11 protein-coding genes are annotated in these 12930 nt (G+C 65.6%); 7 read left to right on the plus strand and 4 right to left on the minus strand.

Translation table 11 applies throughout. From position 1 onward, the window contains the following. Positions 1 to 546 (minus strand): sigma-70 family RNA polymerase sigma factor, encoded by a 546-nt coding sequence (locus tag AABA86_RS16875; RefSeq protein WP_212251394.1) that lies wholly within the window; start codon positions 544 to 546, stop codon positions 1 to 3. A gap of 290 nt (positions 547 to 836) precedes the next feature. On the opposite strand from AABA86_RS16875, the gene AABA86_RS16880 reads away from it, so the two are divergent. From AABA86_RS16880 to AABA86_RS16900, 5 genes are all read left to right on the plus strand, one after another. Continuing rightward, positions 837 to 1523: a hypothetical protein gene (locus AABA86_RS16880; protein WP_212251393.1), complete on the plus strand. Its 687-nt coding sequence runs from the start codon at positions 837 to 839 to the stop codon at positions 1521 to 1523. Positions 1524 to 1671: 148 nt separating this feature from the next. After that, a complete protein-coding gene (locus AABA86_RS16885) occupies positions 1672 to 2451 on the plus strand; it encodes an enoyl-CoA hydratase (RefSeq protein WP_212251392.1) in 780 nt (259 codons plus the stop codon). A 222-nt stretch (positions 2452 to 2673) separates the two neighbouring features. Then, on the plus strand, positions 2674 to 4071 hold the full coding sequence (locus tag AABA86_RS16890; protein ID WP_212251391.1) for a TolC family outer membrane protein: 1398 nt from the start codon (positions 2674 to 2676) through the stop codon (positions 4069 to 4071). A 24-nt stretch (positions 4072 to 4095) separates the two neighbouring features. Then, a complete protein-coding gene (locus tag AABA86_RS16895) occupies positions 4096 to 4653 on the plus strand; it encodes a hypothetical protein (RefSeq protein WP_212251390.1) in 558 nt (185 codons plus the stop codon). 48 nt (positions 4654 to 4701) lie between these two features. Next, entirely contained in the window at positions 4702 to 5664 is a 963-nt protein-coding gene (locus tag AABA86_RS16900; RefSeq protein ID WP_212251389.1) for an amidohydrolase family protein, read from the plus strand. A 3-nt stretch (positions 5665 to 5667) separates the two neighbouring features. Here the strand turns inward: AABA86_RS16900 and AABA86_RS16905 are convergent, their stop codons facing one another. The 3 genes from AABA86_RS16905 to AABA86_RS16915 form a co-directional block, all read right to left on the minus strand. Continuing rightward, the gene (locus AABA86_RS16905; protein WP_338307588.1) at positions 5668 to 8784 is read right to left on the minus strand and encodes an efflux RND transporter permease subunit; all 3117 of its coding nucleotides are present in this window, start codon (positions 8782 to 8784) and stop codon (positions 5668 to 5670) included. Between the two features lie 38 nt (positions 8785 to 8822). Beyond that, positions 8823 to 10073, minus strand: coding sequence for an efflux RND transporter periplasmic adaptor subunit (locus AABA86_RS16910; RefSeq protein ID WP_338307589.1), 1251 nt, complete (start codon positions 10071 to 10073; stop codon positions 8823 to 8825). Positions 10074 to 10218: 145 nt separating this feature from the next. Then, entirely contained in the window at positions 10219 to 11619 is a 1401-nt protein-coding gene (locus tag AABA86_RS16915; protein ID WP_338307590.1) for a CoA transferase, read from the minus strand. A 53-nt stretch (positions 11620 to 11672) separates the two neighbouring features. On the opposite strand from AABA86_RS16915, the gene AABA86_RS16920 reads away from it, so the two are divergent. After that, positions 11673 to 11960, plus strand: coding sequence for a hypothetical protein (locus AABA86_RS16920; RefSeq protein WP_212251384.1), 288 nt, complete (start codon positions 11673 to 11675; stop codon positions 11958 to 11960). A gap of 199 nt (positions 11961 to 12159) precedes the next feature. After that, entirely contained in the window at positions 12160 to 12930 is a 771-nt protein-coding gene (locus AABA86_RS16925; protein ID WP_338307591.1) for an SDR family NAD(P)-dependent oxidoreductase, read from the plus strand.

Here is a 12930-nt window from a genome sequence, read left to right on the forward strand (position 1 = left end):
CTAGTGGTCCCGCAGTTTGGTCGTCAGCGCCGCAAGTCCGCGATGCAGCGCGACGCGCACCGCGCCCTCGCTCATCGAAAACTTGGCCGCCGTATCCTTGATCGAGGCGCTCTCGACCGCGATCGACTGCAGCACGTCGCGCTGGCGCTGCGGCAGGGTGTTGAGCTGGGCTGCGACCTCGCCCGCGGAGGCCGTTTCCTCGGGCGCCTCGCCCGGCAGGGTTTCGGCGAAATCGTCGATGTTGACGAAGACGCGCCGGCCGCGCCGGCGCAGCGCGTCGATCAGCTTGTTGCGGCCGATGGCAAACAGCCAGGGCGCGAAGGGGGCTTCGCTGTCCCAAGTGTGCCGCTTCAGATGCACCGCCAACAGAATCTCCTGCACGATATCCTCTGCCTGGTCGGGAGGCTGGCCTGCCCGTGCCAGGCCTCGCCTCGCGGCAGCGCGCAGCACCGGCGTGACCGCCCTCAACAGGCGATGATACGCCGCATCATCGCCAGCCATGGCCGACCGCATCAGGCCGGTCCATTCGTCCTCACGTCCGCGCACGCGCGCCCCTCACCATGCAATTCGGCCGTCCGTTCAATTTGTTACGCGGGTCGGCCCCGATCACGAATTCGTGATAAGCACCTGGCTCGCGAGCGATACGGCCGTCAACGTCTGCGACGGCTCATAACACCGATCGGCGCGTCCCGCACCCGGCGGCTGGCTCCACGGGGGCCGGTCTGCCCCGGTTTTGCCAGGTGTAGCCCGAAGATTCCCATTTTCTGCCCCGCTGTCGTCACGTCCCGGGGTCTCTGTTCGTTTCCGGGACGGGCGGAATTGGGGAGATCATCACCATGATGAAAGCCAGCGGGCGCGCGGCCCTGATTGTTCTGGCCGGCCTTTTGTTGCTGTTCGGCGGCCTTGCACAGGCGGCCCCTAGCTCAGCCGCGAGCAAATCGGACAGTGCGGGCAAGCAGGCCGACGCGGCCAAGCCGAGCAAGCACCGGCGCCACGAGTCACGCCGCACCACCACCAGCGGCAAGACAGCACAGAAATCCGACAACGAGGCCGACAAGACCGCCGCTCCGGCCAAGGCCGACAACAAGGCCGACGAGGCGAAGGCCGACAACAGGGCCGACAACGACGTGCCGGCCTCGAGCCAGATGCCGCCGGCGGTCGCCAACGCCAATGCGCAGCTCGCCGCCGCCGATACACCAACTGCGGCTGCGGCCTCGGCGATGACGGACCGCGCCAACACCAATGTCCAGGCAGCGGCCGATAATACCAACGCGGCGACCGCCGAGAGCCAGGTCGTCGCACCCGATCAGCTCAACGACATCGACCGCGCCGCGCAACAGGACAACCCGCCGGCGCAGAAGGCAGTGATTGCCGCAACCCAGGCGCAGCCCCGGCCGGCACCGGTGATGGCAAGCAGCCAGCAGAGCTCGGCCTGGGACCAGAGCTCCCTGATCGGCAAGATCTTCATCGGCGTCGGCACGCTGCTGACGCTGGCGTCCGCCGCGCGGATGTTCATGGCGTGATCGCTAGCCTGATCCTGGCCTGAATTCCGGGCTCGAAAGACCGCCGCCGGAACGCGCATCTCGCTGCGTGTTCCGGCGGCCTTTAGCCCCTTGAAGCCCACCGCGCCAGCGGGCACATTGCCCGCCCAATCAAAAGCGTGGGTGGAGCATGAGCACGTTCGAACACATCATCGTCGAAAGCAAAGGCGCGGTCGGCATCATCAAGCTGAACCGGCCGAAGCTGCTCAACGCGCTCTCCTTCGGCGTCTTCCGCGAGATTGCCGCCGCCGTCGACGATCTCGAGGCCGATGACGCTATCGGCTGCATCGTCGTGACCGGCAGCGAGAAGGCCTTTGCCGCCGGCGCCGACATCAAGGAGATGCAGCCGAAGGGCTTCATCGACATGTTCTCCGAGGATTTCGCCGCGATCGGCGGCGACCGTATCGCGCGTTGCCGCAAGCCGACGGTTGCGGCGGTTGCCGGTTATGCGCTCGGCGGCGGCTGCGAGCTCGCCATGATGTGCGATTTCATCATCGCCGCCGACACCGCAAAGTTCGGCCAGCCCGAGATCACGCTTGGCACCATTCCCGGCATCGGCGGTACCCAGCGCCTGACGCGCGCGATCGGCAAGTCCAAGGCGATGGACCTGTGCCTCACCGGCCGCATGATGGATGCGGCGGAAGCCGAGCGAAGCGGGCTCGTCAGCCGCATCGTGCCCGCTGACAAGCTGATGGACGAAGTGATGGCGGCGGCCGAGAAGATCGCTTCGATGTCGCGCCCTGCGGCCGCGATGGCCAAGGAAGCGGTGAACCGCGCCTTCGAGACCACGCTCGCGGAGGGCATGAGCGTCGAGCGCAACCTGTTCCACTCGACCTTCGCGCTGGAGGACCGCTCCGAGGGCATGGCGGCGTTCATCGAGAAGCGCAAGCCGGTGAACAAGAACCGGTAACGTCAGCGGACGGGTCAGGCTGGTGTAAGGCTCGGCCGCGTTCCCGCAGAACTCCTGTGACGCACCTGCAACAAGCACGGAATACATGGGGGTTTCCCCCGCGGCAGTTTGCCTGCGGGACCTCGGCTGGCTAAACAGTTAAGAGGCCACCGTCGGCGGGGGCGGACAGCCGAGGTTAAGCGGGATTACATGATTGGGCGTACCGCCAGAGCTGGTCGCGTGATGACGCGGCATCGATCGGGCGTGGGTCCTGTGCTTGCGACATGGACCACGCTGGCGCTGTGCTGCGCCCTGCCCTCCGCCGCCTGGGCCGAAGCCCTGCCGGAGGCGCTCGCCAAGGCCTACCAGACCAATCCTCAGCTCAATGCCGAACGTGCGCGACAACGCGCCACGGACGAGAACGTGCCGCAGGCCCTCGCCGGTTACCGGCCGCAGATCGTGGCGAGCCTCAGCGCCGGCCTGCAATCGGTTCGCAATCTGCTGCCCGACAACACCATCCAGACCGGCAATTTGAAACCATGGATCATCGGCGTCACCGTGACGCAGACCCTGTTCAACGGCTTCCGCACCGCCAACAACGTGCGGGCCGCCGAGCTCCAGGTGCAGTCGGGCCGCGAGGCGCTGCGCAATGTCGGCCAGGGCGTGCTGCTCGACGCGGTCACCGCCTACACCAACGTGCTCGCCAACCAGTCGCTGGTCGAGGCGCAGCGTTCCAACGTCGCCTTCCTGCGCGAGACGCTCTCGGTCACCCAGCGCCGCCTCAACGCCGGCGACGTCACGCCAACCGACAGCGCGCAGGCCGAAGCGCGCCTCAACCGTGGCCTGGCCGATCTCAACGCCGCCGAGGTCGCGCTTGCCATCAGCCAGGCGACCTATGCGCAAGTGATCGGCAATGCGCCGTCGCAGCTTCGGGCCGCCGAGGCCGTCGATCGCTATCTGCCGAAGAGCCGCGAAGACGCGATGACGATGGCAATCCGCCAGCACCCGGCGGTGATGGCCGCCAGCTTCGACGTCGATGTCGCCTCTACCAATATCCGCGTTGCCGAAGGCGCATTGCTGCCGAGCGCCACCATCCAGGGCAGCGCCAGCCGCAGCCGCAACAATGACCCGACGCTCGGCACCTTCGCCGAGGACCAGGCCTCGATCGTCGCCAATGTCACCGCGCCGATCTACGACGGCGGCCAGGCCGCCGCGCAGACCCGGCAGGCCAAGGAGATCACGGCGCAGAGCCGGCTCGTGCTCGACCAAGTCCGCAACCAGGCGCGCACGGCGGCGGTGAGCGCATGGGTCGCCAATGAAGGCGCCAAGATCACCGTGTCAGCCTCGGAGTCCGAAGTGAAGGCCGCGACCGTCGCGCTCCAGGGCGTGCAGCGCGAGGCCGCCGGCGGACAACGCACCACGGTCGACGTCTTGAACTCGCAGGCCGATCTGATCCAGGCCAAGGCCCGCCTGATCGGCGCCAACCGCGACCGCGTCATCGCCTCCTACACCCTGCTCAGCGCCATCGGCCATCTCGACGTCAAGACGCTCAGCCTGAACACGCCGGATTATCTGCCCGAAGTGCACTACCACCAGGTCCGCGATGCCTGGCACGGCCTGCGCACGCCGTCGGGGCAGTAGTTTCAAATCATCTGGACGGGGCCGATGAAAAGCCGCCGCATCCATCTGACGGGCGCTTCCGGCTCCGGCGTCACGACGCTCGGCCGGACGCTCGCGGGGCGGCTTGCGCTGCCGCATCACGACACCGACGACTACTTCTGGCTGCCGACCGTGCCGCCCTACCAGACGACACGCCCTGCCGCAGATCGTCTGCGCCTGATGCGCGAGATGTTTCTGCCGCGTCTCGATTGGGTGCTGAGCGGAACCGTCACCGGCTGGGGCGACGAGCTCGTCGCGTATTTCGATCTCGTCGTCTTCGTGGTCACGCCGCGCGAACTACGGATGAAGCGTCTGCGGGACCGCGAGGCCGCGCATTTCGGTGCTGACGCCGTCGCGCCGGGCGGCTGGCGTCATGAGGAGACCGAAGCCTTCGTCGAATGGGCTTCCCATTACGAAGCCGGTGACCGCGACGGCCGCAGCCTCGCAAAGCAGGAAGCCTGGCTCGCGGGCCTGCCCTGCCCGACCGTGCGCGTTGACGGCTCACGCCCGCTTGCGGACCTCGTTGAGCAGCTATGCAGCGACGTGCAGCGGCTGCCGGGCTGATGTGATACTGTCCCGTCATCTTCAAATAACGAAGCAGGGAGAGAAACCATGCTCAGCCGACGCGGCGTCCTCTTCGCCTCCCTTGCCGCCGGAGCAGCCATGACCAACAAAGCCCACGCACGTGCCTCGCAGCCCGCGACGCCGGTCAATTTCGACGTCCCGCTGCACGCCTGCGACTGCCACACCCATATCCATGGCGATGTCGAACAATTTCCGTTCTTCGCGGGACGCGTCTATACGCCGGAGCCGGCGAGCCCGGAAGAAATGGCCGCGCTGCACAAGGCGCTGCATATCGAGCGCGTGGTGATCGTCACCCCGAGCGTCTACGGCACCGACAATTCCTCCACCCTGTTCGGCATGAAGGCGCGCGGGGGGACCGCGCGCGGAGTGGCCGTGATCGACGACAAGACCACCGAGGCGCAGCTCGATACGATGCAGCAGGAAGGCTTCCGCGGCATCCGCATCAATCTGGCGACCGGCGGCATGAGCGATCCCAATGTCGGCCGCGCCCGCTTCACCGCGGCGGTCGAGCGCATGAAGGCGCGCGGCTGGCACGTGCAGCTCTATACGACGCTGCCGATGATTTCCGCGATCAAGGACCTCGTGCTGGCCGCGCCCGTGTCCGCCGTGTTCGATCATTTCGGCGGGCTCGAGGCCGCGCTGGGGCTGGAGCAGCCGGGATTTGCGGATCTGGTCGCGCTCGTCAAATCCGGCAAGGCCTATGTGAAGATCTCCGGCGCCTATCGCTCGTCGAAGCTCGCGCCCGACTATCAGGACATGGTGCCCTATGCGCGGGCGCTGATCGCGGCGAATCCGGACCGCATCGTCTGGGGCACCGACTGGCCGCATCCGGATTCGAGCCGTGTCGAGGGCCGCAAGCCCACCGACATCGCGCCGCTCTATCAGATCGACGACGGCCGCCTGCTCAACCAGCTTCCGGTGTGGGCACCGGATGCCGATGTCCGCAAGAAGATCCTGGTCGACAACCCGGCACGACTCTACGGATTTTGACGGTCAGCGCGCGCGGCGCGAGAAGAATGAGATCAGGACCGGCAAGGTGACGAGGATCACGACCGGCGCCAGCATCATGCCGGTGACGACGACGACCGCGAGCGGCTTCTGCACCTGCGAGCCGATGCCTTCCGACAGCGCCGCCGGCAGCAGGCCGACGCCGGCGACGACGCAGGTCATCAGCACCGGCCGGAGCTGAAGCTCACCCGTGCGCACCACCGCGCTCATGCGGTCCATGCCCTCTTCGATGAGCTGGTTGAACTGCGACAGGATGATGATGCCGTCCATCACGGCGATGCCGAACAGCGCGATGAAGCCGATCGCCGCGGAGACGCTGAATGCCGTGCCTGAAATCAACAGCCCCAGCACGCCGCCGAAGATCGCCATCGGGATCACGCTCATCGCGAGCAGCGTATCGGTCATCGAGCCGAAATTGAACCAGAGCAGCACACCGATCAGCGCCAGCGAGATCGGCACCACGATCGACAGCCGCCGGATTGCGTCCTGGAGGTTGCCGAACTCGCCGACCCATTCCATGCGCGAGCCCGGCGGCAGCTGCACCCGTTCGGCGATCTTCTGCTGGGCGTCGCTGATCGCGCTGCCGAGGTCGCGCTCGCGCACCGAGAACTTGATCGGCAGATAGCGTTCCTGCTGCTCGCGATAGATGTAGGCCGCGCCCGAGACGAGGCTGATGGTGGCGACCTCGCTGAGGGGGATCTGCGTGACGGTGCCGTTCGGCCCGGGTGCGCCGATGCGCAAATTCTGGATCGCCTCGGCACTCCTGCGGTATTCCGGCGCGAGGCGGACGATGATCGGGAAGTGACGATCGGAGCCGGACTCGTAGAGATCGCCCGCGGTGTCGCCGCCGATCGCGACCTTGATCGTGGCGTTGATGTCGCCCGGCGCAAGGCCGTAGCGCGCGGCCTTGGCGCGGTCGATGTCGATCTGGACGGTCGGCTGGCCGAGCGAGGTGAACACCGCAAGGTCGGTGACGCCCTGCACCGTGGCCAGCACCGACTTGATCTTGTTGGCGGTGTCGGTGAGCGCCTGAAGGTCGCTGCCGAACAGCTTGATCGAGTTCTCGCCCTTCACGCCGGAGACGGCTTCGGAGACGTTGTCCTGGAGATATTGCGAGAAGTTGAACTCGACGCCGGGGAAGCGATCGTCGAGCTGCTTGAGCAGTTGCGCGGTCAGCTCTTCCTTGTCGCGGGTACCGGGCCACTGACTGATCGGTTTGAGCGGCGCGAAGAACTCGGCATTGAAGAAGCCGGCGGCGTCGGTGCCGTCGTCGGGACGGCCGTGCTGAGACACGACGGACTCGACTTCGGGCCGGGCGCGGATCACCTTGCGCATCTCGTTGACGTAGCTGTTGCCTTCCTGGAGCGAGATGGTCGGCGGCAGCGTGGCGCGAATCCAGAGATTGCCCTCTTCCAGCTTCGGCAGGAATTCGAGGCCGAGCATCCGGCTGAGTGCCACCGTCATCAGCACGAGGCCGACCGCACCGCCGAGCACGATGTTGCGGTTGGCGACCGCCCACTGCAGCAACGGCGAGTACAACCGGTGCAGGATCCGCATCACCCTGGTCTCGGTTTCCTCGACATGCGCGGGCAGGATGATCGCGGACAGCGCCGGCGTGACGGTGAAGGTCGCAAGCAGCCCGCCGGCCAGCGCATAGGCATAGGTACGGGCCATCGGCCCGAAGATGTTGCCTTCGACGCCCGAGAGCGTGAACAGCGGCAGGAAGGCCGCGATGATGATCGCCGCGGCAAAGAAGATCGAGCGCGAGACGTCGGCGGCCGCGCTGAGGATCGCGTGGCTCTTCATGCCGAACAGCGTCTCGTTGGACATGTGCTCGGATTCCGACATCGGCGTCGTCTGGGTCAGACGGCGGAAGATCGCCTCCACCATGATGACGGTGGCATCGACGATCAGGCCGAAATCGATCGCGCCAACCGATAGCAGATTGGCCGATTCCCCCCGCAGCACCAGGATGATGACGGCGAAGAACAGCGCGAACGGAATGGTGGCGCCGACGATCAGTGCGCTGCGCAGATCGCCGAGGAAGATCCACTGCAACAGCACGATCAAGAGAATGCCGACCACCATGTTGTGCAGAACCGTATGGGTGGTGAGCTCGATCAGGTCGCCGCGGTCGTAGATGCGTTCGATGCGCACGCCGGGCGGCAGGATGCTGGAATTGTTGATGGTCTGAACGAGCTGGTGGACCCGCTTGATGGTTGGCGAGCTCTGCTCGCCGCGGCGCATCAGGACGATGCCCTGCACGATGTCGTCGGACTCGTCGAGGCCGGCAATGCCGAGGCGCGGCCTCTGGCCGACGGTGACGGTGGCGACGTCCTTGACCAGCACCGGATTGCCGCCGGTCTGCGCCACCATGGTATTGGCGAGATCGTCGATCGACCGGATCAGGCCGACGCCGCGCACGACGGCCGATTGCTGGCCGATATTGACGGTGTTGCCGCCGACATTGACGTTGGAATTGCCGACCGCCTGGAGCAATTGCGGCAGCGTCAGACCGTTGGCGACCAGCTTGTTGAAGTCGACCTGGAGCTCATAGGTCTTGCTCTTGCCGCCCCACCCGGTGACGTCGATGACCCCCGGCACGGCGCGGAAGCGGCGCTGCAGGATCCAGTCCTGGATGGTCTTGAGATCCAGCACGCTGTAGTTTGGCGGACCCACGAGACGGTAGCGGAAGATCTCGCCGATCGGGCTGAGCGGCGAGATCTGCGGCTGCACGTTGCCGGGCAGTGGCGCGAGTTGCGCCAGGCGGTTCAGCACCTGCTGCAACGCCTCGTCATAGGTGTAGGCGAAGGAGAACTGGAGTTTGACGTCGGAGAGGCCGTAGAGCGAGATGGTGCGAATGGTCGTCAGATTCTTCAGACCTGCGACCTGGGTCTCGATCGGGATCGTGATGTAGCGCTCGATCTCCTCCGCCGACAGCCCCGGACTCTGCGTCACGATGTCGACCATCGGCGGGGTCGGATCGGGATAGGCCTCGATGTTGAGCTGGTTGAACGCGATGACGCCGCCGATCAGCACGGCGACGAACATCCCGACCATCAGGAAGCGCCGGTTGACGGCAAGGGCGACGAGACGATCCATCAGGTCTTCAATTTGTCTTCAGTTTTTTGGGTCGTCGATCAGCTGCCGGACGCCGCGCGGTCGATGAACAGGCTGCCCTTGGTGACGATCTGCTCGCCGGGGTTCAGATTGCGGGTGACCTCGACGAGGTTGCCGTTGATGAGGCCGATCTTGATCTCGCGCAGCTCGACCGACTTGTCCTCGCGTGCGACCCAGAGGCGGACCTTGTCGGCCTCATAGATCAACGCCTGCTTCGGCACCGCGGGCGCGGCGCGGTCGCCGGCCGAATAGATCGTGACGTTAGCGAACATCTCGGGCTTGAGCAGCCCGTCCTTGTTGTCGATGGTGGCGCGGACCAGCAGGCGGCGGGTGTTGGGGTCGATCGCAGCAGCGACGTAATTGATCTTGGCGGTCAAGGGGCGGCCCGGCAGCGCCATCACGTTGACGGTGATGTCCTGGCCGATGCAGACCGCGGCGGCGTCGCTCTCGCGCACGAAGGCGGTGAGCCAGACCGTGGAGAGATCGCCGACCACGAAGACCGGATCGCTGGCGCCGGAATTGACGTACTGGCCGGGGCCGATCTTGCGCTGCACGACCGTGCCGGCGATCGGCGAATAGATCGTGACTTCCGGATTGATGGCGCCCTTGTCCTGGAACGCCTTGATGGTCTCGTCGGTGAAGCCGAGGATGCGCAGCTTGTTGCGCGCAGCTTCCAGCGCGGTCCCCGAGGAGCGCACGTCGTTCCGCGCCTGAACCTGGGTCGCTTCGGCCTGCTGATAATCCTTCAGCGGAATGGCGTGGCCCTCGTAGAGGTCCTTGGCGCGCTTGAACTGGATGTCGGAGAGCTCGAGCGCCGACTTCGCCTTGTTTTGCGAAGTCATCGCCGCGATGAAATCGTTCTGGGCCTGCACGGTGTCGGCGGCCTCGATCGTGAACAGCGGTTGGCCCTGCTTCAGCATCTCACCCGGCTTGGCCAGCAGCTTGGTGACGCGGCCCGCATAGGGCGAGAACACCGGCGTCGAGCGGTCCTCGTCGACGGCGACCTTGCCTTCGGTGACATATTCGGCGCGGAAGGCCTTGGCCTTGACCGGCTCGATCGTCAGCGTCGCCCATTCGGACGGCGTCGGCGTGAAGTTCTGCGCATTCCTGCGCGACTGGCTGGAGATCTCGGAGTGCTTCTTTTCCTTGGATCCGGAAGAGAAGAAGCCGTAGGCACCGGCGCCGACACCGGCAAGAGCTAGTAGAACTACGGATGTGATCACCCGTTGTTTTGTAAACACCTGCAATCGCTTGGTATTTTCAACTACCATGGAGCCCGGTCGTGTCTGCGACGATCTCGGCAGATGCCTGCCTTATCGGTTGCGCTAATAGTGCTGAATTGGGATTTCAAACAACCTAAAAAACGCCGGGCGCCTTTCGGTTTGCGTTAAAATTTTACGACATGTCAGCTTCACGTCAGCTTCGCGCCGGCCACTGTGCCGGGTGACTGCCGAGCGGCATCGCCGGACGGCTCCATTGCGCCGGCGTCTTCGACAGCATCGCCGAATGGCGCACCGCCTTCAACATGCCGAAGCCAGATGGCATGCTCTCGATGAACGCAGCATGTACGGCGTCGCCCGTAAGATCCGGGGTGTTCAGTCCGCGATCGAGGCGGCCGAGATTCCAGAGCCAGCGCCCGGTCTGCGCCAGCGATACACGCACGTGCCAGCTGCCGCCGTCGCGGGCCTGACGCGCCTTGGCCATCATCGCGCCGAACGCCATCAGATAGCCGGTGGCGTGATCGAGCATCTGCGCCGGCAATTCCTTGGGGTCATCGAGACCGGCAGCGCGTCCCTCGGCGTGATTGAATCCGGTCGTGGTCTGCACGAGGGAATCGAAGCCGCGCCGCTCGGCCCACGGGCCGGTGTGGCCATAGGCCGACAGCGTCACATAGACGATGCCCGGGTTGATCTGCGCTGCATCCTCGGGCGCGAAGCCGAGGGCGGCGAGCGCGCGCGGGCGATAGCCCTGCGAGAAGATGTCGGCGTCCCGCAACAGTTCGCGCAATTGCGCCCTGCCCGTCTCGCTCTTCAGTTCGATGAAGGTGGTGAGCTTGCCGCGGCCGGTGTCGATGGTGAGCCAGGGAATGGCGGGCAGCTCCGGCCCTGACACCAGCAGAACGTCCGCACCATGCGCAGCGAGCGTGCGGCCGGCGACGGGGCCCGCGATGACGCGGGAGAGATCGAGCACGCGAAGGCCTGACAACGGACGATCGCCCTTTGGCCACGGCTTTGGCGGAGCCTCGCCGATCTTCTCGATCGTAACCAGCGGCAACTCGGCGAGCGCGTGCGCCTGCGGCAGCGCCGACCATTCGTCATAGGAGCGCATGAGCGCAACGACGCCGCCCGCGGCGTAAGCCGCAGTCTCGAAATCCTCGCCCCTCCATTGCATCAGCGCGGCCTGCACCTTGTCGCGCTCGGGCGCGCAGCCGAGCACCTTGCAGACGGCGTCGCGGTGATGCGGGAAATTGGTGTGGCAGCGAACGAAGCGATTGTCGCCGGTCCTGTAAACGCCGGCGATGGCGTCCCAAGCCGGCGGCGGCGGCTTGTCGTCGACGCGCAGATAACGCTCGGAGCGGCATTCGGCGACGGCGTGGCGCATGTCGACGGAGACATCCTGCGTCTGCCCGCTGCGTAGCTTCCGTATTTCGGTCGCGGCCAGACCGGCTGCGGCAATCGTGACCTGGCCGGCGACGGCGACGCGAAACGAGGACGGGATTTGCGGCTCCTCGCCGGTCAGCCGCACGCGTTCGAGCGCGGCCGCATCACCACCGGCAGAGGTCCAGATATCCCTAAGAATGTCGGCGGGGCTTTGCATGACCCTTCTCTCCCTTTAGCCTTCAGCATCCCATTAGCACATAAGGAAATGCAATGGCCGCCATCGACCCTCTCACCGCAGGTGCCGTGTTCATCGCAACGGCGGCCACAGACGCGGTCTATGTCATGTTCACCTCGGCCGTGATCGCGCGCAAACGCATGTCAGCGGCGAACTGGAGCGCCGTCTGGTACATGCTCTCCTCCTACGCCGTGATCAGCTACACCGAGAACCCGTTCTATGTCGCTTTCGCGGCAATCGGATCATGGGCCGGCGCCTACGCCTCGCTGACCTTCCTGCACCGCCCGCCCGGCGGCCCGCCAGTCGGCGCCGCGCCGGAGTGAGGAGGCCCTTGACCATCTCGCACGGCGTCATCATCCGCGAAGGCGGATGATCCAGTATTCCAGAGACGCTGGTAATAGAACCGAGAGGTCGCGACGTACTGGATACCCCGCCTGCGCGGGGTATGACACCCGAGAACGAATTCGACATCCTCGCTCAAACAACTAAGCTCCATCCGACCAACAAAAAGGAAACCCAACAATGGATCTCGGTCTCAAAGGCAAGAACGCCATCGTGCTCGGCGGCACGCGCGGCATCGGGCGGGCGATCGCGGAGACGCTCGCCGGTGAAGGCACCAATGTCGCGGTGTGCGCGCGCAATGCAGATCAGGTTGCGGCCACCGTTGCCGAGCTGAAGGCGAAGGGCGTCAACGCCACCGGCGGCCCGGTCGACGTGACCGACGGCGCGGCGCTGAAATCCTGGATCGAGGGGGCCGCAAAAGAGCTCGGCGGCCTCGACTTGTTATTCTCCAATGCCGGCGCGATGGCGCAAGGCCACGATCCGGCATCGTGGGAGCAGAACTTCCGGCTCGACCTGCTTGGCGCTGTGCACGCGTTCGACGCCGCGCGGCCGTTGCTCGAAGCGAGCGGCGAGAGAAACGGCGACGCCGCCTTCGTCATCATCTCCTCGATCTCGGCGGCGCAGGCCGACACGGCCAGCTCCTACGGCCCGATCAAGGCGGCGCTGATCCACATGGCCAAGGGACTGGCGCGTCAATATGCGAAGAAGAAGATCCGCGTGAATGTGGTGTCGCCCGGCACCGTCTATTTCAAGGGCGGCGTCTGGGAGATGGTCGAGAAGAACATGCCCGAGCGTTGCAACGACGCGATGAAGCGCAATCCGACCGGCCGGATGGCCACGCCGCAAGAGATCGCGAGCGCCGCGGTGTTTCTGGCCAGCCCGGTGTCGGGATTCACGACGGGATCGAATCTCGTCGTGGACGGCGGGATCTCGAACCGGGTGAATTTCTAG

The sequence above is a fragment of the Bradyrhizobium sp. TM233 genome, assembly GCF_036247965.1.
GTDB classification, from domain to species: domain Bacteria; phylum Pseudomonadota; class Alphaproteobacteria; order Rhizobiales; family Xanthobacteraceae; genus Bradyrhizobium; species Bradyrhizobium ottawaense.

Bases quoted from the DNA above. Each gene is read 5' to 3' on its own strand.
- AABA86_RS16880 (WP_212251393.1), top strand. From the start codon at position 837: ATGATGAAAGCCAGCGGGCGCGCGGCCCTGATTGTTCTGGCCGGCCTT.
- AABA86_RS16885 (WP_212251392.1), top strand. From the start codon at position 1,672: ATGAGCACGTTCGAACACATCATCGTCGAAAGCAAAGGCGCGGTCGGC.
- AABA86_RS16890 (WP_212251391.1), top strand. From the start codon at position 2,674: ATGACGCGGCATCGATCGGGCGTGGGTCCTGTGCTTGCGACATGGACC.
- AABA86_RS16895 (WP_212251390.1), top strand. From the start codon at position 4,096: ATGAAAAGCCGCCGCATCCATCTGACGGGCGCTTCCGGCTCCGGCGTC.
- AABA86_RS16900 (WP_212251389.1), top strand. From the start codon at position 4,702: ATGCTCAGCCGACGCGGCGTCCTCTTCGCCTCCCTTGCCGCCGGAGCA.
- AABA86_RS16905 (WP_338307588.1), bottom strand. From the start codon at position 8,784: ATGGATCGTCTCGTCGCCCTTGCCGTCAACCGGCGCTTCCTGATGGTC.
- AABA86_RS16910 (WP_338307589.1), bottom strand. From the start codon at position 10,073: ATGGTAGTTGAAAATACCAAGCGATTGCAGGTGTTTACAAAACAACGG.
- AABA86_RS16915 (WP_338307590.1), bottom strand. From the start codon at position 11,619: ATGCAAAGCCCCGCCGACATTCTTAGGGATATCTGGACCTCTGCCGGT.
- AABA86_RS16920 (WP_212251384.1), top strand. From the start codon at position 11,673: ATGGCCGCCATCGACCCTCTCACCGCAGGTGCCGTGTTCATCGCAACG.
- AABA86_RS16925 (WP_338307591.1), top strand. From the start codon at position 12,160: ATGGATCTCGGTCTCAAAGGCAAGAACGCCATCGTGCTCGGCGGCACG.